Below are 22,720 nucleotides of genomic sequence, written 5' to 3'. Positions count from 1 at the left end.
ACGGACGTGGCGGAACCGAGGGGCATCAGGCCATGGACTTGAGAGTGGACGACCGCCAGGAGACCGCGCCCGTCATCGTCGGGCCCGCGGATTCGGCCATTCCGGCGGAGGAGCTCGAGCGGCTGACGGCCGACATCGTCGGCGCGCTGAAGACCGTATACGACCCCGAGATCCCGGCCGACATCTACGAACTCGGGCTGATCTACAAGATCGACATCGACGACGACCGCAACGTCGACATCGACATGACCCTGACGGCCCCGGGATGCCCGGTCGCCGGCGAGATGCCGGGCTGGGTCGAGAACGCCGTCAGCGCCGTGCAGGGCGTCAACGACGTGCGTGTCCGCATGGTCTTCGATCCGCCGTGGGACCAGTCCCGCATGTCGGAAGAAGCCCGCGTCGCGCTCGACTGGTACTGACGGGGAGAAGCCGATGTTCGGACTGAAGGTGATCTCTCTGACGGACGCCGCCGCCGACCGCGTGAAGGAGATCATGGCGGGCTCGGACCAGGCGGTCGCGGGACTGAGGGTCGGCGTGAAGAACGGCGGCTGCGCCGGTATGTCCTACACGATGGACTATGTGGAGACGGCGGACCCGAAGGACGACGTGGTCGAGGAGAAGGGGGTCAAGGTCTACGTCGACCCCAAGGCCGCGCTCTTCCTGCTCGGCACCACCATGGACTTCGAAACGACCAAGCTCTCCTCCGGCTTCGTGTTCCGGAACCCGAACCAGGTCTCGGCCTGCGGCTGCGGCGAATCCGTCGAGCTGAGGCCGGCCAAGATCGACGCGGTCGGCTAGCCCGCCGCATGGACCTCTTCGACCGCCTGCGCGCCGCCCGTCCCGACGACTGGCGGGCCTATGTCGCCCATCCCTTCGTGGAAGGCCTCGGATCCGGGACGCTGCCGGCCGCCGCCTTCCAGAGCTATCTCGTCCAGGACTACCTGTTCCTGGTCCAGTTCGCCCGCGCCTATGCGCTCGCCGTCTACAAGGGGCGGACGCTCGAGGACATGCGGGCGGCCCATGCGGGGCTGAAGGCGATCCTGGACGTGGAAATGGACCTCCACGTCCGCCTCTGCGGTCGCTGGGGCCTCTCGCCGCGGGACCTGGAGCGCACCCCCGAGGCCCGCGCCACCACCGCCTACACCCGCTATGTCCTCGACACGGGCCTGCGCGGCGACCTCCTCGACCTGCACGTGGCGCTTGCGCCCTGCGTGGTCGGCTATGCGGAGATCGCGGCGGCGCTGGCGGCCCGGCCCGGGGCGCTCTCCGAGTCGAACCCCTACCGCGAGTGGATCGCCGAATATGCCGGCGAGCCCTACCGCGAGGTGGCCGTCGCCGCCCGCGCGACGCTCGACCGGCTGGCCGCGCGCGCCATGACCGAGGCTCGCTTCGAGGATCTCGCCTCGATCTTCGGCCAGGCGAGCCGGCTGGAGGCGGACTTCTGGAGCCAGGGGCTCGAGGTGCTCGGCGGTTAGCCACCCCGGAAACCGCGTTTTCAGCGAAGCCTTGCCGGAGCCCCCGCTCCGCCCGCTATAGTCCCGGTCCGTTGGCCCGGAGACTCGCTGCCCATGACCCGTTCCTGCCTGATGATCGTGCTCGCCGCGGGCGAGGGGACCCGGATGAAGTCCGCGATCCCGAAGGTGCTGCACGAGATCGGCGGCCGGCCGATGGTCGGCCATGTCATCGCGGCGGCCCAGGCGGCCGGCGCCGACCGGATCGCGGTCGTGGTCGGCCCGCGCATGGAGGCGGTGGCCGCCGCCGTCGCGAAGGCGGCGCCCGGGGCCCAGGTTTTCGTGCAGGAGCAGCGGCTCGGCACCGGCCATGCGGTGCTGCAGGCCCGCAAGGCGATCGAGGCGGGCGCGGACGACGTGGTGGTGCTCTACGGCGACACGCCGCTGGTCACGCCCGAGACCCTGCTCGCCGTGCGGGCGCGGCTCGCCGCCGGGACGGACGTGGTCGTCCTCGGCTTCCGCACGCCGAAGCCGGCCGGCTACGGCCGCCTGCTCACGAAGAACGACCGGCTGGTGGCGATCCGCGAGGACAAGGACGCGAGCGAGACCGAGCGGGCCGTGACCCTGTGCAATTCGGGCATCATGGGCTTCCGCGGGCTGAAGGCCCTGCAGCTGCTCGACCGGGTCGGCAACGCCAACGCCAAGGGCGAGTACTACCTGACCGACGCGGTGGAGATCGCCGTCGCGCAGGGACTCTCGGCCGCCGTCGTCGAAGGCGACGAGCCGGAGTTCCAGGGCGTCAACGACCGGGCGCAGCTCGCCCGCGCGGAAGCCGTCTTCCAGGACCGCCGCCGCCGCGCCGCCATGGCGGCCGGGGTCACCCTGACGGCGCCCGAGACGGTCTTCTTCTCCCACGACACCGTCCTCGGCCAGGACGTGGTGATCGAGCCGAACGTGGTCTTCGGCCCGGGCGTGACGGTCGAGGCGGGCGCCCGCATCCGCGCCTTCTCTCACCTGGAGGGCGCGCGCGTCGGCGCCGCCGCGATCGTCGGCCCCTATTCCCGGCTCCGCCCGGGGGCCGACATCGGCCCGGAGGCCCATATCGGCAACTTCGTGGAGATCAAGAACGCCACCGTCGAGGCGGGCGCCAAGGCCAACCACCTCGCCTATATCGGCGACGCGCGCGTGGGCGCGAAGGCCAATATCGGCGCCGGCACCATCACCTGCAACTACGACGGTTTCGGCAAGTACAGGACCGACATCGGCGCGAACGCCTTCGTGGGCTCCAATTCGTCGCTGGTCGCCCCTGTGAGGATCGGGGCGGGGGCCTATGTGGGCTCCGGCAGCGTGGTCACCGCCGACGTGCCGGCGGACGGCCTCGCCATCGGGCGCGGCCGGCAGGTCGTGCGCGAGGGCTGGGCGCGGGCCTTCCGGGAGAAGATGAAGGCCTTCCGGAAATAGGCCCGCGGCGCCCGGTCAGGCCTTCAGCAGCCAGGCGTGCTCGGGCGCGTTGTGGAACTTCCAGGTCCGCTTCGGGCCGGCCATGACGTTCAGGTAATACAGATCGTAGCCGTGGATGGTGGCGCAGGGGTGGTAGCCCCTCGGCACCAGCGTGACGTCGCCGTCCTCCACGACCATGGCCTCGTCGAGAGAGCGGTCGTCCGTGTAGACGCGCTGGAAGGCGTAGCCCTGGGGCGGGTTCAGGCGGTGATAGTAGGTCTCCTCGAGGAGCGATTCCTCGGGCAGCGCGTCGCGGTCGTGCTTGTGCGGCGGATAGCTCGACGTGTTGCCGCCGGGCGTGATCACCTCCACGACCAGCAGGGAGTCGGCCGGCTCGGTCTCCGGCAGGATGTTGGTGACGTGTCGGATGTTGGATCCCTTGCCGCGCGTCTCCTGCGAGCAGGCGTCGGGTCCGATGAGACGCGCCGGACGTGAGTCGGGCCTGCCGGGCGCCGAGCAGATGCCGAGGACCAGGTCGGTCTCCGCCGTGACCCGCCAGCGGCTGCCGGCCGGCACGTAGACGGACCAGGGCTTTCCCTCGAAGGGCGACATGCGCTCGCCGATCGTGCCCGTCTCGAGATCGCCGGCCTGGACCCGGGCCTTGCCGGAGACGAGCACGAGGCACACCTCCCGGTCGCGCGTCTCCGCCCCGTGGGCCTCGCCCGGAGCCAGCTTGACCACGTCGAAGCCCACATAGGTCCATCCGGCATTCTCGGGCGTCACATGGACTACCCGGCCGCTCGTCCGGCTCGGCTTCACGAGGAGGTTGGGCATGGGAGGCTCCGTGATGGCTGTCGGTCTTTGGCTTTCGGCACAATAGGCAAGTGCGGACCGGCTGGGGAGAGCGCCGCGCCTTGTCCGGGAATGTGCGTGGACATGGCTGGCCAGGGCCGGGCGTGCGGGGACATGACGGAACCGACGTCCGCGCAAGGGGTCGAGACGCCGCGAGCCGCAGTCAGGTCTCGCCGACGCCCCGTCGGTTGCGGGCGCGGTTCGGGGCACGGGGGCGGCGCGGCGGGCGGGGATGGGAGGCCCAGACCAGGAACTCGACCGTCAGCCAGAAGGCCAGGAGGGAAAGGCCGGCCAAGAGCAGGTGATCCGAAGGGCCCGACATCGTTGTCTCCTTCAGGAGGGAGTGGCCGGACGTACCGGCGCGTGCAGGCGTTCGACGTTCTCGCGGGTGCAGAGTTTGGTTCCGGGCTGAGAGATCGCCGCCGCGCCCGCCGCGACGCCCCAGGCGAGCGCCTCGGCGGGGCTCTCGCCGCGGGCGAGCGACCAGATCACGGCGCCGAGGAAACTGTCTCCGGCCCCCACCGTGGAGCGGACCTCGACCGGCAGGGCCGCCTTGCGCAGCACCCCGTCGCGGCTCGCCAGCAGGGCGCCGTCCGGACCGAGGGTGACGGCGACCATGTCGGCCCGGCCGGTCTCGACGAGCTGCATGGCCGCGGCATCCTGCGCCGCCGGGTCGCTGACGTCCTCGCCGACCAGCTCCTGGAGTTCCCCGAGACTCGGCTTGACGAGGTGGACCCCGCCCCCGGCGAGCGCCGCCCGCAGGGCCTCGCCCGAGGTGTCCACAACGTAGCGGGCCCCCGATGCGGCGGCGATGCGGCCGATCTCGGCCATGACCGTCGCCGGGACGCCGGGGGGCAGGCTGCCGCTCGCCACGAGGTAGCGGCACGGAACCTCGGCGACAGCCCGCAGGCAGGCCTCGATCTCGGCAGGCGACACGCGCGGGCCGTCCAGCACGAAGCGGTATTCCGCGCCGCTGCGCCGTTCGAAGACCACGTGATTGATGCGCGTCCGGCCGTCCGTATGCACCAGCCGGTAGCGGACGCGGGCCTCCTCGATCAGCTCGCCGAGAAGCGCCCCCGTGACCCCGCCCGCGATCGCGATCGCCTCCACGTCGGCCCCGAGGTTGGTGAGCACCCGCGCCACGTTGATGCCGCCGCCTCCCGGATCGTAGAGGTCGTTCCAGGTCCGGATCTTGTGCGTCGGCCGGATCACCTCGGCCTCCGACCAGAGGTCGATGGCCGGGTTGATGGTCAGCGTGACGATGTCCGGCATGCGGGGCTCCCTGGGCCCGAGTCGACCGGCCCTGCGAAGCCAGGATTAAGGTCCCGCGGCGCGGATGTCATGGGGCAGCCATCCCGGGGCCCTCCGCTGAGCCCCGGCGTTCACCCGCGCAGCACGCGAAGATGGTCGACGACCTCCTTCACGCCGGGCGTGTTCTCGGCGACCACATGGACGGCCCGACGCTCGCCGGGCGTGTCGACCGAACCCCAGAGATGGACGATGCCGGCCGCCACCGTGACGTTGAGGAGCGTGTCGACGACCCCCGCGTCGCTCCGCACCCTCTCCAGGATGCTGCGGCGGATGCCCTCGTCGTCCGCGCTCGCCTCGGCCGCCTGCTGGGCCGTGACGAGGCCGCGCAGGAGGTCGGCGCGGCTGACGATGCCGACCAGGTGCCCGCCCTTGACCACCGGCACGCGCTTGATGCGGCGTTCCTCGAGAAGCCGGGCGATGTCGCGCAGAGAGGTGTCCTCCTCAACCGTGACGACGTCGCGGGTCATCACCTCGTCGGCGCGCCGGCCGTGGCTCTTCACATAGGCGAGCGCCTTGTCCTCGGGCGTCCGGAGAAGCTCCAGCCACCAGGACGGCTTGCGGTCGGTGCCCGTCTCGGCGCGACGGATCAGGTCGCCCTCGCTCACGATGCCGAGCAGGGTGCCGAGGTCGTCCACCACCGGAACGGCGCTGATGTGGCGTTCCAGGAGCAGGGTGGCGATGGCGGAGACACTGGTGTCCGGCTTCACCGTCACGACGCCCGTGGTCATCACGTCCTTGGCTTTCATCGGTTCCTCCCTTCGTTCGCGTCCACGGCGAACCGGATCGCGGGGACCGCCCGCGCGTGACGCCATTGACGCCAATCTGGCATGCCAAGGCATTGACGCCAATCAAAAGCCGTCACCGCGCGGTCAGGAATTCCTGCGGAGACCGGGCCGGTCAGGCGAGCTCGCGCGAGGACTCGCGTTTCAGGAGCGCCCGCACGGCCGGACTCGCCGCCACGACCTTCCTTTCCGCATAGGCCTCGTGATTCTCCTCGATGCGATCGAGGTCGTAGAGATAGTTGACCATCAGTCCGTAGGCCTGCTCGAGGCCGCGGGCCGAGACGTCGCCGAGATGGTCGATGCGTTCGAGGCGCGCGCCGTTGCCGAGGTGGAAGCGGGCGACCGGGTCGACCGGACGGCCGCGGTCCGTCCGCGCCTCCAGGTAGTAGCGGGCGGCCGCCGCCTTCAGGACCGGTTCGACCCGCCCCGCCACGGCCGGATCGCGATGCCAGCCCGGACTGTCCAGCGCGTCGAGGACCTGGCGCTCGGCGGGAGTCAGCGGGCTTTCGTCCGAATTGCGCTCCTGGTCCAGCCAGCGCGCGAAGCCGGGCGCCGGGGAAAGCGTCACGAAGATCGCGAGCTGCGGCAGGTCGCGCTTCAACTCCTCGACGACCTGCTTGATCAGGAAGCTGCCGAAGGAGATGCCGGCGAGCCCCGCCTGGCAGTTCGAGATGGAGTAGAACACCGCGGTCGTCGCCTCCTTGGCGGGCAGGGGCGCGCGGTCCGGCGCGAGCAGCGGCGCGACCGCCTCGGGGATGCCGGCCGTCAGGGCGACCTCGACGAAGATCAGCGGCTCGTCGGCGAGCTGCGGATGGAAGAACGCGTAGCAGCGGCGGTCCGTCGGCTCGATCCGGCGGCGCAGGTCGTCCCAGCCGTCGATCTCGTGCACGGCCTCGTAGGCGATGAGCTTCTCCAGGATGTTGGCCGGCGTCGACCAGTCGATCCGGCGCACGACCAGGAAGCCCCGGTTGAACCAGGAGGAAAACAGGTGCACCAGGTCGGTGTCGAGCACCTTCAGCGCCGGCTCGTCGGCCGTCAACTCGAGCACGTCGGCACGCAGGCGCACGAGGGCGAGGGTACCGCCCGGCGCGAGATTGAGCCGGCGCAGCAGCTCCTGGCGGAGCGGTTCGGCGGCGATGTGGAGTTCGCTGACCGCGAGCGGGCTCGGGTCGCGACGCCAGGCCTCGACCGCCCGGGCGACCCGCTCCTCGTCCGGGCCGAACCGCTCGACGAGGCCGGTCAGGAAGCGAATCCGCTCCTCCGGGGCGAGTCCGGCGTAGCGCGACAGGATCTCCGCCGCGATCGCCACGCCCGAAGCCTCGCCCCGATGGGAGACGAGATCGGCCGCCAGCACCGCGATGTCGGTCCGGGCCAGCGCCGGGCGCGGCTTGGGGCCCAACCCCACGAGTCGCGAGGCGCGTTCACTCACGGTCGCAAGAAGTTCGGCCATGTAATTGATATTCATGGAGAGTGCCCCTCGCTCGCATGCTCCTGCGGGCCAGCCCGGGCATGCCCGCGGCCTATTACATAGGGTCGCAACTACGCCCGGTCCCGTCGAGTTTCCGCCCGAGCCGTGGTTCTTTCGTGAAGGTGCGGCACCGGCCCGCATTCCGGCGTTGACCCTCCCGGCACCGGCCGGTACCAGTGCTGCCGACCCCCGTCGGCGAGTATCCCCGCATGCCCGATCTCGACCGCGCCCGCGCGGCGCTCCGTTCGATCTTCGGCTTCCAGGACTTCCGGGCGGGCCAGGACGAGATCCTCGCGGCGGTCCTCGGCGGCTCGGACGTCTTCGCGGTGATGCCGACCGGCAGCGGCAAGTCGCTCTGCTACCAGCTCCCGGCGATCCTGCGCGACGGCCTGACCCTGGTCGTCTCCCCGCTCATCGCGCTCATGGCCAACCAGGTGGCCCAGCTCCGCGCCAACGGGATCGCGGCGGCAGCGCTGAACTCCACCAACGCGCCGGGCGAGAACCGGGCCATCTACGACGAGATCCGGGCCGGCCGGCTGAAGCTCCTCTACGTCGCGCCGGAGCGGCTCGCGATGAGCGACACCCAGGGCTTCCTCCGATCGGCCGGGATCGGGCTCCTCGCCGTGGACGAGGCGCACTGCATCTCCCAGTGGGGGCACGACTTCCGGAAAGAGTACCTGATGCTCGGGGACATCCAGGAGGCGCTCGGCAGCCCGCAGGTGATCGCCCTGACCGCGACGGCGGACATAGCCACCCGGGACGACATCGTCGCCCGCCTCTTCCGCCGCGAGCCGCAGGTCTTCGTGCACGGATTCGACCGGCCCAACATCCGGCTGGCGATCACCCAGAAGTCGTCCACCCCGAAGCAGATCGCCGCCTTCCTGGACGAGCACAAGGGCGAGAGCGGCATCGTCTACGCCTCCACCCGGGCGCGGGCGGAGGACATGGCCTCGAGCCTCGCCGGCCGGGGCTTCCGGGCGATCCCCTACCACGCCGGCCTGGAGAAGGAGGACCGCGCCCGCGCGCTCGACACCTTCCTGCAGGAGGACGGCGTCGTCGTCTGCGCCACGATCGCTTTCGGCATGGGCATCGACAAGCCGGACGTCCGCTTCGTCGCCCATGCCGACATGCCGAAGAGCATCGAGGCCTATTACCAGGAGATCGGCCGCGCGGGCCGCGACGGGCTGCCCGCCGAGACGCTGACGCTCTGGGGCTGGGAGGACTTGAAGCGCTACCGCGGCTGGATCGACGACAGCCAGGCCTCCGACGAGCAGAAGCGGGTCGAGCACCAGCGGCTCAACGCCCTCGTGGCGCTCTGCCAGGCCCCGCGCTGCCGCCGGCAGGCGCTGCTCGCCTATTTCGGCGAGACGACCGCACCCTGCGGCAACTGCGACGTCTGCGTCGACGGCGTCGTCGCCATGGACGGCACGGTCGCGGCCCAGAAGGCGCTCTCGGCCATGATGCGCACGGGGCAGAGATTCGGCCGCGAGTACCTGGTCGACATCCTCCTCGGTGCCGGGACCGACAGGGTCGTCGAATACGGCCATGACCGTCTCCCGACCTTCGGGGTCGGCAAGGAATTCACGCGGGAGCAGTGGCGCTCCATCTTCGGCCAGCTCTACGCGGCGGGCCTGGCGACCGTCGACATGACCGAGCACGGCCGCTGGATGATCACCGAGGAGGGCGTTGCCGTCCTCAAGGGCCGGCGCACGGTGGAGCTGCGCCGCGACGCCATCGTCGCCGAGCGGTCGGAGAAGCGCGCCACCCGGCGCGAGAAGGCCGCGGCCGCCACCGCCGATCTGTCGCCGGCCGACGAGCGGCTCCTGCAGCGCCTCAAGGCGGAGCGCACCGCCATCGCGCGCGAGCGTCACGTGCCGGCCTACGTGGTCTTCGCCGACCGGACCCTGATCGACATGGCCCGCTCCCGGCCGCAGTCGCTCGCCGAGATGGGCGAGGTGCACGGAGTCGGCGCGGCCAAGCTGCGCGAGTTCGGCGAGGTCTTCCTCGCGGTGGTGCGGCGCTTCCTGGTCGAGGACGGGGGCTGATGGAACGCGTCGACTGCGTGGTCGCCGGAGCCGGCGTGGTGGGTCTCGCGGTCGCCCGGGCCCTGGCGGAGGCCGGGCGCGAGGTGATCGTGCTGGAGAAGGCCGACGCGATCGGTACCGGGACCTCCTCGCGCAACAGCGAGGTCATCCACGCCGGCATCTACTATCCGCAGGGCAGCCTGATGGCCCGGCTCTGCGTCGAGGGCCGGGCGAAGCTCTACGCCTACCTGGAGGCGCGCGGCCTTCCGCACAGGCGCTGCGGCAAGCTCATCGTGGCGACCACCGAGGCGGAGGCCGCCACACTCGGCTCGATCCGCGCCCGGGCGGCCGCGAACGGCGTCCCCGACCTCGTCCCCCTGTCGCGCGTCGAGGTGTCGGCCCTGGAGCCCGCGCTCGACGTGGTCGGCGCGCTGCTGTCGCCCTCGACCGGCATCCTCGACAGCCACGCCTACATGGCCGCGCTGCAGGGCGACGCCGAGGCCGCCGGCGCGGCCTTTGCGTTCCTGAGCCCGCTCGAGGGCGCGCGCGTCCGGGACGACGGCTTCGAGCTCGACGTCGGCGGGGCGGAGCCGATGCGGCTCGCGTGCCGGACCCTCGTCAACGCCGCCGGCCTCGACGCGCCCGCGCTCGCCCGCCGCCTCGCCGGGCTCGACCCCGCCCGCGTGCCGCAGGCCTGGCTCGCCAAGGGCAACTACTTCACCCTGACCGGACGATCCCCCTTCTCGCGGCTGATCTACCCGGTGCCGGTCCCCGGCGGCCTCGGCACGCACCTGACCCTGGATCTCGGCGGCAACGCCCGCTTCGGCCCGGACGTCGAATGGGTCGACCACGTCGACTACCGCGTCGACCCGGCGCGCGGCGCGGCCTTCTACGCCGCCATCCGGCGCTACTGGCCCGGGCTCCCGGACGACGCGCTCGCCCCGGGCTATTCCGGCATCCGCCCCAAGATCGTGCCGCCCGGCGCGCCCGCGCAGGACTTCGTCATCCAGGGCCCGGCGGACCACGGCATCCCGGGCCTGGTCAATCTCTTCGGCATCGAGAGCCCCGGGCTGACCTCCTCGCTGGCCATCGCGGACCTCGTCGCCGGGCTCGTCTGAGGCGCGCCGCCGGGCCCGGATCCCGCTCAGCCGAGCCGCGTCATGTGATTGTCCCACACCCAGCGGTCCAGGTCGGACCCGCCGAGCCGGCCGGGCGTGGCCGTGCCGGCGAGGGCGAGGCGGACGCCGGCGTTGCCGGAGGTCAGGACGAAGAGGCCGGCCCGGGCCGGCGCCGGGGCGACGCCGCACACGTCCGGCAGCGCGCTCAGGCCCAGGAAGCGGCGGCCCGGCACGTCCCAGAAGCCCGTCACCCCGCCGCGCGGGCTGGTCGCCGCCAGGATCTCCCCCGAGGCGTCGAAGGCGACGGAGCCGATATAGTTGTCGAAGCGCAGGTTGGCGTCCTCCGGAACGGGCAGGAGCTCGAGGCGCCCGGCCGGGGTTACCACGCCCACGAGTTCCGGCGCGTCTTCGGCCGGACCCTCGTACTGGCAGCCGAAGCCGATGGTGCCGTCGCGCCCGACCGCGATGTGCCGGAGGCTCGCCCGCCGCCAGGCCTCGGGCAGCTCGAAGGCGTCCCGCAGCGCCCCGTCGCGGCCGAGCAGGGCGAGGTTCGGCCGCATGGTCTCGAGGTTCAGCATGTCGCGCCCGGTCTCCGGATGGGTGCGGATACCGCCGTTGGCGACCGCCAGGACGTCGCCGCCGAAGATGAGCGCCAGGTCGTGCGGGCCGACGCCGCGGCTCGGCACCTCGCCGATGCGGCGGAAGCCGTCGCGGGCGTCGTAGAGGCCGAGGAGCCCCTCGCCCTGGTCGAAGGCGTTTTCGGTCGCCGTCAGGAGCGCCCCGTCGGGCGAGAAGACCCCGTGCCCGTAGAAATGCCGGCCCGGCGCGGCGAGGATCGTCCGTTCCACCGTGCCGGTCGCCGCGTCGATCACGGCCGCCCAGGTGCCCGGACGGCGCGCGAAGGCGACGAGCCGCCGGCCGTCCGGCGAGACGGCCACGTCGTGGCCGCGGGCGGGCAGGTCGGTGGAGAAGAGCGTCCGTCCCTCCAGGTCGAAGAGGGCGAGGCTCGCGCGCCCGCCCCGGTCGAGCCGGCAGCCGGCATAGAGCGGCGCGGCGCCGCGCGCGCCGCCGGAGACGCCCGTCGCGATCGCCGCGCCGAGCGCGACGACGAGGCTGCGCCGGTCGATCATCTCAGTCCCCGTCGAGCGAGTTGAACCCGAGCGTGATTCCGAGGGCGGCCGGCAGAGCCTCCTCGGCCTGCTGGCGGGCCGACTCGACCGCGGACTTCAGCAGCACCACCCGCGAGCGCGTCTTGGCGCCGGCCGCGAGCGGACCGATGTCGCCGGGCATCGTCTCAGCGATCGAGCGTGCCGAGGCGGCGGTCGCCAGGGTCGCGGCCCGGTAGTCGAGCGCGGGATCGATCAGGAGCGCGGCGAGGGCCTCCAGGCTTTCGAGGTTCGACGCGATCGTGCGCGCCGCCCGGCCCGAACGCGCGAACTCCGCGGCCTGGGGCTTCGCCTCCACCGGCGACTTGCCGAGCGGCAGGCCGATCTTCTGCTCCTGCAGCGCCCGGTAGAGCGTCAGCACGTCGGTGGCGGCGCGCGTCAGCACCTCCCGGGCCGCATCGGGCGTCTCGGCGCGCGCGGCGGCATCGGAGCGCTCGGCCCAGCCGGCGCGCACCGCCTCCGCGACCGCGGCGAGGTTGGCCGCGATCGCCTGCCCGACCGCGCAACGGCGCACGCCGGCCGGCGTCTGCGCCGCGAGCTGCACGGCGGCCTCGGCGTCGAAGAGGAGCCGCTCGAGGGCCGCCAGGCCCTGCACGGCCGCGCTCGCCTGCGCGAAGGTCTCCGGGGCGAGCCCGTCCTCGCCGGACCCGGCGAGCAGCCCCGCGAGCCCGCGCGTGACCGCGTTGCGGCGCTCGGGCCAGTGGTTGATCCGCTCGTAGCGCTGGCCCTCCGCGACCGGCCCGAAGCGGAGCACCTCCACGGCCGCCCAGGCGTCGGCCACCGACCCGAAGGCGGCCTTCAGGCCGTCCACCCCGGCCGGCCTGCGCGGGCCGGCGCAATAGGCGTCCCAGGCGGTCCGCTCCGCCGCGGCGGCCTGCGCCAGCGCCGTATAGCGCGGGACCGCGAAGCCGTCGCGCAGGCGGCCGGCGATCTCGACCAGCTTTTCGGGCGCGGGCCCGCCCTCGCCGCGAGCGGCGGACGGCACGGCGGCGGACGCCAGGGCCATGAGGACTCCGGCGCCGGCCACGGCGCCACGCCACGCCCCGGGCATCGTCCCGCGGCTCCGGCCTGTCGATATCGAACCCGTGGTCGCCATGGATCGGCCCTTCAGAGGCTTCGGAGGTAGTCGAGGAGCGCCCGCCGTTCCGCGCGCGGCAGGGCGAAGAAGCGAGCGCGGGCGGAGGTCGCCTCGCCGCCGTGCCACGCGACCGCCTCTTCGAGGGTGCGCGCGCGGCCGTCATGCATCAAGCCGGACTTTTCGGCGGCGGCGAGGCCGGCGAGCGGCGCGGTCCGCCAGTCCTGCGGTCGGGCCGCCCCGTCCGCGACCCCGTCGTCGAGGCCGGGGCCGAGGTCGTGGAGGAGCAGGTCCGTATAGGCCGCGCCGACCCGTGAGGGGAGATCCGGCCGGTGGCAGGTGGCGCAGCCCGTCTGGGAAAAGAGCGCGGGCCCGGGGCCCCGCGGCTCCGGCCGGCCCGCGCCCGGATCGCCGCGCCCCTGCAGAAAGGCGGCGAGGCGGAGCACGATCGCCTCGTCGATTTCGGGGGCGGTCTCGCCGGCCAGCGCGCCGTGCGGGGCCGACCGGCAGGCCGTCTGGGCGGGCGTGCAATCGCCCCAGGGCTCCGGATGCCGGCGGGTCGACAGGCCGAGATCGAGGCGGAACGCGTCCGCGACCTGGTCGGGCAGGGTGGCGGCGGTCGCCTTCCAGCCGAAGCGGCCGATACGCCCGTCGGCCAGGCGGTGCGGCCGGCCGGCGACGCCCTCCGTGCCCGCCGCCTGCTCGGCCGCGACCCGCAGGACGGCCTCCGCCGGGATGGCGGCGAGGCGTCCGACCTGGTCGAGGGCCGGGGCCGCGCGCAGCGAGACCGAGAGGCCGGGCGCGCCGGCGGCGGCGACGGGCCGCTCGGTCGCGACCCGGCCGGCGCCGGCGGGAAGGTCGACCCGCGTCCAGGCGACGGAGGGAACGGGCTCCGGCGCCACGCCAGCCGCCGCCATCGGCTGGATTTGCCGCCCGAGGCCGGGATCCGGCGCCCCGCTCCGGTCGCCGAGGCGGAAGGCGAGGCCGTGGTCGGCCGCGTCCGGCGCGCGTGTGGCGGCCCGGGCCAGGCCCCGGTGGCAGGCCGCGCAGGAGCGCGCGGCGTAGAGCGGGCCGAGGCCGTCGGCCGCCCCCGTCGAGGCCGTTCCGGGCACCCAGGCGCGCCGGAAGAGCCGTTCGCCGATGGCCACGTCGAGGCCGTCCGCGGCGGCCGGACGGGGGAGGGCGAGCGCCAGCAGCGCGACGGCTGTGACCCAGCGCATCAGACGACCCTGAAGTAGCCCATCATGCCCGTCTCCAGGTGCTCCAGGATGTGGCAATGGAACATCCAGTCCCCGGGTGCGGCCACGAAGGCGATCTCCACCCGCTCCTTGGGCGAGAGCAGGACCGTGTCGGCCGCGTAGACCGGCTTTCCGCCGATCGAGGACGTCAGGACGCGGAAGACGTGCCCGTGCAGGTGGATCGGATGCGGGTGCGGCGTCGCGTTGACGAGCTCCAGCCGGTAGGTCCGCCCGGCGGCGAGCATCGCCATCGGGGGCGGCAGGCGCGGATCGGCGGCGTTTGGCCAGGAGAGCTTGTTGATGGCCCAGAAGGTCCGGTCGCGCACGCAGAGGGAGTCCATCAGGACCCGTCGGACACTGTCCTCCCCGATCGCCTCCGCGTAGCTCGCGATGGAGTCGGAGGCCGCCGTGAACGTGTAGGCGAGGCGCTCGGCGCCCGCGAGGTCCGGCTCGGGGAAGACCGGCCGCGTCAGAATGGCCGGGTCGAGCGGCGCCTTGCGGACCGGCTTGCCCGTCGCCGTGAGGGTCGCCACGGTCCAGGGCTCGGCGGAGAAGTAGTCGCTGATCCGCGCCGTGCCCCCCGGCTTCGGCGTGCGGACCAGGAGATCGAGCCGCATGGCCGGCCCCATCCGCCAGGTCTCCAGCCCCCGCTCGTCGAGGGCCACCGGCGCGATGGCGTGGCCGTCGACCGCGATGATCGCGGCCTCGGCGCCGTCGATGCCGATTTCCATGACCCGGGTCGCGTCGAGGTTCAGGAGCCGGACCCGCAGGTCGGCGCCCGCCGGGACGGTCTCGGTGACGCTCCGCCGCCCGTTCGCGCTGCGCAAGGTACCGAAGGTGCCGGCCCGGCTCGCCCCTTCCGGGGTGACGAAGTCCAGGAAGCGCCCGTCCGGCCCGAGCCGCCAGTCCTTGACGGCGACGACGAGCTCCCGGTCCGGCTTGCGCCGCTCGTCGCCCTCCACGACCAGAATTCCCGCAAGGCCACGACCCACTTGCCCGGATTCGTTGCAATGGGGATGGAAGAAGAAGGTGCCCGGGTCCGGCGGCGAAAAGGCGTAGGTGAAGCTTCCGCCGGGCTGCACGGGCGGCTGGGTCAGGTACTGGACCCCGTCCATGGCGTTCGGGATGCGCAGACCGTGCCAGTGGATCGAGACATGCTCGGAGAGTCTGTTGACGAGGCGCGCGCGAACCCGGTCGCCCCGCCTGACGCGCAGGACCGGGAAGGGCTCCGGCGTGTAGGTCCAGGCCTTCACGGGCGGCGCGTCGGCCCCGAGGAGGGCGACCTCCCGCTCCGCCGCCTCGAAGGTCCAGTCGTGGGTCGCCGGCGCGCCGGGCTCGACCGCCGGCGGCAGGGGCGCGGCCGTCCAGGCCGGCCGGCTCTGGGCCGATGACCCGAGCACGACCGCTCCGGCGGCGGCCGCCAGCCCCCCGACGACCCTTCGCCGGTCGAGGCCGGCGCCCCGGCCCGTGCCCGCCCGCCTCACCGCGTCACCGCGCTCGGGTCCGACAGGCTCCTGGAGTCCTCGACCTCGATCGTGAGGCCGAGGTCGGCGACCACCGCCTCCAGGGCGCGGGTCTGCGCCACCAGCGCGTCCACCCCGTCCAGGACGAGCTTGTTGCCCTCCGCATTGCCGCTCGCCAGCATCTGGTCGTAGGCCATGCCGCCCGTCTCGCCCTTCTGCCGGATGGCGTCGAGGCGGTCGTAGGCCGCCTTCATGGCCGCCTCCAGCCGGGCGGCCTTGTCGGGCGCCTTGGCGGCCGCCAGGGCCGCGAGGCTCGGGCCGGAGACGACCGATCCGTCGAGGCGGGTGTAGCGGCCGGTCCAGACCGCCATCATGCCGACCTGGTCCTCCACATGGGCATTGTGGGTGTTGTCGGAGAAGCAGTCCTGCTCCTCCTCGGGATCGTGCAGCAGCACGCCGAGCTTCATCCGCTCGCCGGCGAGCTCGCCATACGAGAGGGAGCCGATGCCGGTCGGGATGACCGCGAGCCCGCCGGTGCCGCGCGCCGCCAGCGCCTTGCGGGCCTTGCCGCCCGGCTTCCAGGCCGCCGCCATCTCGGCGAGGTCTTCGACGAGAAGGTCGGTCGCGGCGGCGAGGTAGTCGCGGCGCCGGTCGCAGTTCTGGTTGCTGCAGCCCTTGAGCATGAAGTCGGTCGCCGGCCGGGCTCCCGCGCCTGGGCTGGTGCCGTTCAGGTCCTGGCCCCAGAGCAGAAATTCGATGGCGTGGTAGCCGGTCGCCACGTTCGCCTCGACGCCCCCCGCCTCGTGCAGGGTCTTGGCTAGCAGCGCCTTGGTGATCCTGGACGCGTCGACGAGCTTCTTGCCGATCCGGACCGTCCGGGAGCCGATCACGTTCGCCCGGTAGAGCGGGTTCTCGTCCGAGCTGTCGCCGTATGAGGCCACGTCGACGTAGTCGATCAGTCCCTCGTCGAGCGGCCAGGCGTTCACCCGTCCCTCCCACTCGTCGACGATCTTGTTGCCGAAGCGGAAGGGCTCCGTGTGCAGGTACCAAGGCCGCGCCGCCCTCCAGGCCGCGCGTGCCGCGGCGAGCTTCGCCTCGCTGGGCTCCGCCAGGAGGGCGTCGACCGCCACCTTGAGCTGCCGTCCGGCCGCATGGGCATCCTCGAACATCGCCTGCCCGATGCTGGCGTAGGTCTCCAGGATCGCCTTCGGCTCTGGCGCCTGCTGGGCCCTGACCGCAGGCGCGGCGGCGAGCGCGAGAAGGACGGTCGTGGCGAACAGCGCGGACTTGCTCATCGGTAGGGTTCCAGGCCGGCGGATACACGGAAGGTTCGGTGCGGCCGAGGTCCGCTTCTAGGGGCGCGCAGCCGCCGCCGCAAGAAAAATCCTTGCAGGATCAATACTTTATAATTGGTCTAAGTTCATCTTGCGACGTCCGCCTGCGCCGTCGGCCGGCAGGCGCACTCGGGAACCGGTCGCTCCGCAACGTAGGCGATGTGTCACGCCCGCCAGGTCCCGAGACAAAAGCCTTGCTGGCACAGGAACTTGGACTGTCACAATTGTGAATCCGTCGACCTGTAGAACCGCGCTTGCCGGACGATCGTCCAGCGACTGCCGGGTTCCCGGTGGCGCGGCGCCCGGCGGGCCCTTCCGGCAGGAGGGGCCGGACCCCCTTATTCCGAGGAGACACCTCCCGTGACGATCACCAGGTTCGCGACCGCCGCCGCCTTCGGCCTCGCCGCTGCCGCGCTCGCCGGCGCCGCACAGGCCCAGACCCGCGATCAGATCCGCATCGTCGGCTCGTCGACCGTCTATCCCTTCACGACCGCCGTCGCCGAGCAGTTCGGCAAGGGCGGCAAGTTCAAGACCCCGGTGGTCGAGTCGACCGGCACGGGCGGCGGCATGAAGCTCTTCTGCGCCGGCCTCGGCGCGGGCCACCCGGACGCCACCAACGCCTCGCGCCGCATCAAGGCCTCCGAGTTCGAGGACTGCGACAAGAACGGCGTCAAGGAGATCGTCGAGATCAAGGTCGGCTTCGACGGCATCGTGATCGCCAACGCCAAGAAGGGGCCGGACCTGAAGGTCAACCAGTCCCAGCTCTTCCTGGCGCTCGCCAAGCAGGTGCCGGGCCCGGACGGCAAGCTGGTCGCCAACCCCTACAAGATGTGGAACGAGATCGATCCCTCGCTGCCGGCCGAGAAGATCGAAGTGCTCGGCCCGCCGCCGACCTCGGGCACGCGCGACGCCTTCCTCGAGCTCGTCATGGAGCCGGGCGCGGCCAAGATCCCGGCGATGGACGCCCTCAAGAAGGCCGACGCCAAGGCCTTCGACACGGCCTGGAAGTCGATCCGCGAGGACGGCGCCTATGTCGACGCGGGCGAGAACGACAACCTGATCGTCCAGAAGCTCGACTCCAACCCGGAGGCCTTCGGCATCTTCGGCTACTCCTTCCTCGAGGAGAACACCGCCAAGATCAAGGGCGCGACGGTCGCCGGCCAGCAGCCGACCTTCGAGGCGATCGCGTCGGGCAAGTATCCGGTCTCCCGCTCGCTCTTCGTCTACGTCAAGAAGCAGCATGTCGGCGTGATCCCCGGTCTCAAGGAGTTCGTGGCCGAGTACGTGTCCGACAAGGCGATGGGCGAGGACGGGTACCTGGCCGACAAGGGCCTGATCCCGCTGCCGAAGGACCAGCGCGCCGCGACCACCAAGGTCGGCAAGGAACTCGCGGTCATCGGCAAGGAAGGCCTCTGATCGCCTGATTGAACCGGCCGGCCCGACCGTCAGGTCGGGCCGGCGTCCCTCGAACCGAGGGGGCGGGGTGACCGCATGTCGACGATTTACTTGGCCGCGCTCCTCGTGCTCGTCCTGGCCTCCTTCGTGATGGGGCGCGGGCGGGCGCTCTCCCTGCAGGCGGGCGGCACCGCGAAGCTTCACTCCCTTCCCTCCTATCACGGCTGGTGGGTGGTCGCCGCCGCCGCCGCCCCCATGATCCTCGTCATGGTGCTCTGGTCCGCGCTCGTGCCCGGACTGATCGAGGCCGCCGCGCTCGGCTCCCTGCCACCGGCCATGCAGCCGTCAGACCCCTTGGCCCGCGCCACCCTCCTGCGCGAGATCGCCAACCTCAATGCAGGAACCTTCACGGGCGAGGCGCGGCCGGAAGTGGCCGCGGCGGCCGCCGCGATGAAGTCTTGGAGCACGGTCTCCGACTGGGCGCGTCTGGCGGTCGGGCTCGGGCTGGGCGGGGTGGGCCTCTGGTGGGCGCTGAACCAGGTCGACGTCCGTTTCCGCGCCCGTAACCGCGTCGAGCGCGTGGTCCTGTGGATCATGATCGCCTGCTCGGTGGTCGCGGTGCTGACGACGGTCGGCATCGTCTTCTCGGTCCTGTTCGAGAGCCTCCGCTTCTTCGCCCGCTATCCCTGGTACGACTTCCTGTTCGGGCTCCAGTGGTCGCCCCAGACGGCGATCCGTACGGACCAGGTGGGCCAGTCCGGGGCCTTCGGCGCCGTCCCCCTGTTCGTCGGAACGGCGCTGATCATGGTGATCGCGATGTGTGTCGCCGTGCCGGTCGGCCTCTTCTCCGCGATCTACATGGCCGAGTACGCCTCGCCGCGGATCCGCGCCACCGCCAAGCCGATCCTCGAGATCCTCGCCGGCGTGCCGACGGTGGTCTTCGGCTTCTTCGCGGCCCTGACCGTCGCGCCGATGATCCGCAGCGCCGGCGTCTCCCTCGGTCTCGACGTCGCCTCCGAGTCGGCGCTGGCCGCCGGCCTCGTCATGGGCGTGATGATCATTCCCTTCGTCTCGTCTCTCTCCGACGACATCATCAATGCGGTGCCGCAATCGCTGCGCGACGGGTCCTACGCCATGGGCGCGACCAGGTCCGAGACGATCCGCAAGGTGGTCCTGCCCGCGGCCCTGCCCGGGATCGTGTCGGCGATCATGCTGGCGATCAGCCGCGCGGTCGGCGAGACGATGATCGTCGTGATGGCCGCCGGCCTCGCTGCCAACCTCACCTTCAATCCGCTCGAGGCGGTCACGACGGTGACCGTGCAGATCAAGACCCTTCTGGTGGGCGACCAGGAGTTCGACAGCGCCAAGACGCTCTCCGCCTTCGCGCTCGGCTTCGTCCTGTTCTTTTTCACGCTGTCGCTCAACGTGATCGCGCTGAAGATCGTCCAGAAGTACAGGGAACAGTATGACTGATCTCTCCTTGTCATCCGGCCGGTCGGTCGACATCACCTCCGACGCGGCGCGCGCCCGGATCAAGGCCCGATACCGCGCGGAGGCCCGCTTCAAGGCCTACGGCGTGGTTGCGATCGCCTTCGCGGGTCTGTTCCTGGTCCTTCTCCTGGCCGACATCGTTCTGAAGGCGCTTCCGGCCTTCACGACCCACGCCCTGGTCCTGGACGTCCCCCTGACGGCCGAGACCGTCGACCCGAGCGGCCGGCGCGACCCGGACGACTTCAAGCAGGCGGGCGATTTCGCGAAGGTCGTGCGTGAGGCGCTCTACACCCAGGTGCCGGCGCTCTCCGACCGCGCCGGCCGTAAGACCCTGAACAGCATGCTGTCGTCCAGTGCCGCGGACGGCCTGCGCCGCAAGGTCGGCGCCGACCCGGCCCTCATCGGCACGACCGTAAAGGTCTCGGCGCTGGTCTCCGACGATGCCGATCTCTACCTGAAGGGCTTCACGTCGAACGTGCGCCGGACGGCGGGGACTTCCGCGCTGACTCTGTCCGTCGACGGCGGCACGGCCGTGCTCCAAGGGCCGGCCGGATCGTTCACGCCTGCCGCACCGGGCTTCCAGGGCTCCACGCTCGTCCGGGTCGACGGCGGCGTCGTCAAGGCGAGCAAGGTCACCCCCGAACGGATCGAGGGCGAAGTCCTCGTGCCGCTCGCCGGAGCGGCGTCGGCGGCCTCCAGAACCTGGGAGCTCGTTCAGATCGATGCCGGCGAGAGCGTCCGCAAGATCACCGACAAAGAAATCGCGGTGCTCGAACTCTTGCGCGGCAAGGGGCTGGTCGAGGCCGGATTCAACTGGTCATTCTTCACCACCGGCGACAGCCGCGAGGCGGAATCGGCCGGCATCCTCGGCGCGCTCGTCGGCTCGGCCATGACCATGCTGGTGACCCTGGTGATCTGCCTGCCGCTCGGCGTCGGGGCCGCCATCTACCTCGAGGAGTTCGCGCCGAAGAACCGGTGGACCGAGCTGATCGAGGTCAACATCAACAATCTCGCGGCCGTGCCCTCGATCGTGTTCGGTCTTCTCGGCCTGGCGGTCTTCCTGAACTTCTTCGGCCTGCCGCGGTCCGCCCCGCTCGTCGGTGGGCTGGTCCTTGCGCTCCTGGTCCTGCCGACCATCATCATCGCGAGCCGGGCGGCCCTGAAGGCGGTGCCGCCTTCGATCCGGGAGGCCGCGCTCGGGGTGGGCGCCTCCAAGCAGCAGGCCATCTTCCACCACGTCTTGCCGCTGGCCATGCCGGGCATTCTGACCGGAACGATCATCGGCATGGCCCATGCGCTCGGCGAGACGGCGCCGCTCCTGATGATCGGCATGGTCGCCTTCATCGTCGACGTGCCGCACAGCATCTCGGATGCAGCGACCGTGCTGCCGGTGCAGATCTTCCTCTGGTCCGACCTGCCCGAGGTGGCGTTCCAGGCGAAGACCGCCGCCGCGATCCTGGTGCTGCTGGCCTTCCTGTTCGTCATGAACGGGCTCGCCATCGTGCTCAGAAAGAAGTTCGAACGCCGCTGGTGACCCGGTCGGCCGTCCCGTAGTCTCCGGGGGAGCAGGAATGATGGACATCATGGTCGAGAAGCCGGGTACCACGGTCGAGCAGCGGCCGAAGGTCAGCGCCCGTGGGGTCAATGTCTTCTATGGTGAGAAGCATGCCCTGAAGGACGTCACCATCGACATCCCCGAGAAGAGCGTCACCGCCTTCATCGGGCCGTCGGGCTGCGGCAAGTCGACCTTCCTGCGCTGCATCAACCGGATGAACGACACCATCCCGATCGCCCGGGTCGACGGCCGGATCGAGATCGACGGCGCCGACATCTACGATCCCGAGCTCGACGTCGTGCAACTCCGGGCCCGGGTCGGCATGGTCTTCCAGAAGCCCAATCCCTTCCCGAAGTCGATCTACGAGAACGTCGCCTACGGCCCGCGCATCCATGGCCTCGCCCGCTCGAAGGCGGACCTGGACGACATCGTGTCCTCCAGCCTGCAGAAGGCCGGGCTGTTCGAGGAGGTCAAGGACCGGCTCGGTGATTCCGGAACCAGCCTCTCGGGCGGCCAGCAGCAGCGCCTCTGCATCGCCCGCGCCATCGCGGTCGGCCCCGAGGTCATCCTGATGGACGAACCCTGCTCGGCGCTGGACCCGATCGCCACCGCGCGCATCGAGGAACTGATCGACGAGCTGCGCTCGAACTTCACCATCATCATTGTCACCCACTCGATGCAGCAAGCCGCCCGCGTGTCGCAGAAGACGGCCTTCTTCCATCTGGGCAGCCTGGTCGAGGAGGGGCCGACCGACGTGATCTTCACCAAGCCGACCGACCGGCGCACGCAGGACTACATCACCGGCCGCTTCGGCTGAGGAAGGCGAGGGGAATCATGGCCGAACACATCGTCCGCTCCTTCGAGCAGGAACTGAAGGCGCTCTCCGGGTCGATCGCCGAAATGGGGGGCCTCGCGGAAGGCCTCGTCGCCGACTCCATCACGGCGCTCGTCCGCATGGACTCCGAACTCGCCCAGAAGGTCATCACCACCGATGCGCGCCTGGACCGTCTCCAGCGCGACGTCGAGGAACGCGCGATCCTGATCATCGCCAAGCGCCAGCCGATGGCGATGGACCTGCGCGAGATCGTCGGCGCCCTGCGCATCTCCAACGACCTCGAACGCGTCGGCGACCTCGCCAAGAACATTGGCAAGCGCGTCATCGCCATCAACGGCAACTTCAACTCGAAGAAGCTGGTCATCGGCGTTGAGCACCTCGCCGAGATCGCGCTGGAGCAGCTCAAGGACGTGCTCGACAGCTTTACGGCCCGCGACGACGCCCGGGCCCTGCGCGTGCGTGGCCGTGACGACGAGATCGACGCCCTCTACACCTCGCTCTTCCGGGAACTCCTGACCTACATGATGGAGGACCCGCGCAACATCTCGATCTGCACGCACCTGCTCTTCTGCGCGAAGAACATCGAGCGCATCGGCGACCACGCCACCAACATCGCCGAGACGGTGCACTACGTGGTGACGGGCGAGCAGCTGGCCGAGGACCGCCCGAAGGGCGACACCTCCCATCTCATCAATGTCCTGTCCGACGATTGATTGTCCGGA

Annotated in this window: 21 protein-coding genes; 11 read left to right on the top strand and 10 right to left on the bottom strand. The window is 71.3% G+C overall.

The window, feature by feature from the left end:
* The first annotated feature begins 32 nt into the window (after positions 1 to 32).
* The 4 genes from WBG79_RS13625 to glmU all read left to right on the top strand — a co-directional run bounded on the left by WBG79_RS13625 (position 33) and on the right by glmU (position 2,912).
* The gene (locus WBG79_RS13625) at positions 33 to 419 is read left to right on the top strand and encodes an SUF system Fe-S cluster assembly protein (RefSeq protein ID WP_337357647.1); all 387 of its coding nucleotides are present in this window, start codon (positions 33 to 35) and stop codon (positions 417 to 419) included.
* 13 nt (positions 420 to 432) lie between these two features.
* Positions 433 to 798, top strand: a complete 366-nt coding sequence (gene sufA, locus WBG79_RS13620) for a Fe-S cluster assembly scaffold SufA (protein WP_337357646.1) — start codon at positions 433 to 435, stop codon at positions 796 to 798.
* 8 nt (positions 799 to 806) lie between these two features.
* Positions 807 to 1,475: a thiaminase II gene (gene tenA / locus WBG79_RS13615; RefSeq protein WP_337357645.1), complete on the top strand. Its 669-nt coding sequence runs from the start codon at positions 807 to 809 to the stop codon at positions 1,473 to 1,475.
* A gap of 93 nt (positions 1,476 to 1,568) precedes the next feature.
* Positions 1,569 to 2,912, top strand: coding sequence for a bifunctional UDP-N-acetylglucosamine diphosphorylase/glucosamine-1-phosphate N-acetyltransferase GlmU (gene glmU / locus WBG79_RS13610; RefSeq protein ID WP_337357644.1), 1,344 nt, complete (start codon positions 1,569 to 1,571; stop codon positions 2,910 to 2,912).
* A gap of 15 nt (positions 2,913 to 2,927) precedes the next feature.
* Here the strand turns inward: glmU and iolB are convergent, their stop codons facing one another.
* From iolB to WBG79_RS13585, 5 genes are all read right to left on the bottom strand, one after another.
* Entirely contained in the window at positions 2,928 to 3,725 is a 798-nt protein-coding gene (iolB, locus tag WBG79_RS13605) for a 5-deoxy-glucuronate isomerase (protein WP_337357643.1), read from the bottom strand.
* Positions 3,726 to 3,906: 181 nt separating this feature from the next.
* On the bottom strand, positions 3,907 to 4,065 hold the full coding sequence (locus WBG79_RS13600; protein WP_337357642.1) for a hypothetical protein: 159 nt from the start codon (positions 4,063 to 4,065) through the stop codon (positions 3,907 to 3,909).
* Positions 4,066 to 4,076: 11 nt separating this feature from the next.
* Entirely contained in the window at positions 4,077 to 5,015 is a 939-nt protein-coding gene (locus WBG79_RS13595) for a 1-phosphofructokinase family hexose kinase (RefSeq protein WP_337357641.1), read from the bottom strand.
* 110 nt (positions 5,016 to 5,125) lie between these two features.
* Positions 5,126 to 5,800 (bottom strand): CBS domain-containing protein, encoded by a 675-nt coding sequence (locus WBG79_RS13590; RefSeq protein WP_337357640.1) that lies wholly within the window; start codon positions 5,798 to 5,800, stop codon positions 5,126 to 5,128.
* A gap of 151 nt (positions 5,801 to 5,951) precedes the next feature.
* Positions 5,952 to 7,301 (bottom strand): malonyl-CoA decarboxylase, encoded by a 1,350-nt coding sequence (locus WBG79_RS13585; RefSeq protein ID WP_337357639.1) that lies wholly within the window; start codon positions 7,299 to 7,301, stop codon positions 5,952 to 5,954.
* Between the two features lie 212 nt (positions 7,302 to 7,513).
* Between WBG79_RS13585 and recQ the strand changes: the two genes are divergently transcribed.
* Both recQ and WBG79_RS13575 read left to right on the top strand, forming a co-directional pair.
* Positions 7,514 to 9,349 (top strand): DNA helicase RecQ, encoded by a 1,836-nt coding sequence (gene recQ / locus WBG79_RS13580; RefSeq protein WP_337357638.1) that lies wholly within the window; start codon positions 7,514 to 7,516, stop codon positions 9,347 to 9,349.
* Entirely contained in the window at positions 9,349 to 10,446 is a 1,098-nt protein-coding gene (locus tag WBG79_RS13575) for an NAD(P)/FAD-dependent oxidoreductase (RefSeq protein ID WP_337357637.1), read from the top strand. The genes recQ and WBG79_RS13575 overlap by 1 nt, the downstream gene beginning before the upstream one ends.
* Positions 10,447 to 10,472: 26 nt before the next feature.
* On the opposite strand, the gene WBG79_RS13570 is transcribed toward WBG79_RS13575, so the two are convergent.
* The 5 genes from WBG79_RS13570 to WBG79_RS13550 form a co-directional block, all read right to left on the bottom strand.
* The gene (locus tag WBG79_RS13570; protein ID WP_337357636.1) at positions 10,473 to 11,576 is read right to left on the bottom strand and encodes a DUF1513 domain-containing protein; all 1,104 of its coding nucleotides are present in this window, start codon (positions 11,574 to 11,576) and stop codon (positions 10,473 to 10,475) included.
* A gap of 1 nt (position 11,577) precedes the next feature.
* Positions 11,578 to 12,618, bottom strand: a complete 1,041-nt coding sequence (locus WBG79_RS13565) for an imelysin family protein (RefSeq protein ID WP_337357635.1) — start codon at positions 12,616 to 12,618, stop codon at positions 11,578 to 11,580.
* A 101-nt stretch (positions 12,619 to 12,719) separates the two neighbouring features.
* Complete coding sequence (locus tag WBG79_RS13560; RefSeq protein WP_337357634.1) at positions 12,720 to 13,907, bottom strand: di-heme oxidoredictase family protein; 1,188 nt, start codon at positions 13,905 to 13,907, stop codon at positions 12,720 to 12,722.
* Positions 13,907 to 15,325: a multicopper oxidase family protein gene (locus tag WBG79_RS13555; protein WP_337357633.1), complete on the bottom strand. Its 1,419-nt coding sequence runs from the start codon at positions 15,323 to 15,325 to the stop codon at positions 13,907 to 13,909. The genes WBG79_RS13560 and WBG79_RS13555 overlap by 1 nt, the downstream gene beginning before the upstream one ends.
* An 80-nt stretch (positions 15,326 to 15,405) precedes the next feature.
* Positions 15,406 to 16,683 carry an imelysin family protein gene (locus tag WBG79_RS13550; RefSeq protein ID WP_337357632.1) on the bottom strand — a complete coding sequence of 426 codons (1,278 nt, stop codon included), beginning with the start codon at positions 16,681 to 16,683 and terminating at the stop codon, positions 15,406 to 15,408.
* A gap of 399 nt (positions 16,684 to 17,082) precedes the next feature.
* Between WBG79_RS13550 and WBG79_RS13545 the strand changes: the two genes are divergently transcribed.
* The 5 genes from WBG79_RS13545 (at position 17,083) to phoU (ending at position 22,711) form a co-directional block, all read left to right on the top strand.
* The gene (locus WBG79_RS13545) at positions 17,083 to 18,138 is read left to right on the top strand and encodes a PstS family phosphate ABC transporter substrate-binding protein (RefSeq protein ID WP_337357631.1); all 1,056 of its coding nucleotides are present in this window, start codon (positions 17,083 to 17,085) and stop codon (positions 18,136 to 18,138) included.
* Between the two features lie 75 nt (positions 18,139 to 18,213).
* The gene (gene pstC, locus WBG79_RS13540; RefSeq protein WP_337357630.1) at positions 18,214 to 19,590 is read left to right on the top strand and encodes a phosphate ABC transporter permease subunit PstC; all 1,377 of its coding nucleotides are present in this window, start codon (positions 18,214 to 18,216) and stop codon (positions 19,588 to 19,590) included.
* Positions 19,583 to 21,142 (top strand): phosphate ABC transporter permease PstA, encoded by a 1,560-nt coding sequence (gene pstA, locus WBG79_RS13535; protein WP_337357629.1) that lies wholly within the window; start codon positions 19,583 to 19,585, stop codon positions 21,140 to 21,142. The genes pstC and pstA overlap by 8 nt, the downstream gene beginning before the upstream one ends.
* A 40-nt stretch (positions 21,143 to 21,182) precedes the next feature.
* A complete protein-coding gene (pstB, locus tag WBG79_RS13530) occupies positions 21,183 to 21,980 on the top strand; it encodes a phosphate ABC transporter ATP-binding protein PstB (protein ID WP_337357944.1) in 798 nt (265 codons plus the stop codon).
* Between the two features lie 17 nt (positions 21,981 to 21,997).
* Complete coding sequence (gene phoU, locus WBG79_RS13525) at positions 21,998 to 22,711, top strand: phosphate signaling complex protein PhoU (RefSeq protein WP_337357628.1); 714 nt, start codon at positions 21,998 to 22,000, stop codon at positions 22,709 to 22,711.
* Positions 22,712 to 22,720: the final 9 nt, after the last annotated feature.

Source organism: Prosthecomicrobium sp. N25 (genome assembly GCF_037203705.1).
Lineage (GTDB): Bacteria > Pseudomonadota > Alphaproteobacteria > Rhizobiales > Ancalomicrobiaceae > Prosthecodimorpha.
Note: the sequence above shows the minus strand (reverse complement) of the source record. Positions and strands in the feature narration are given on the sequence as shown.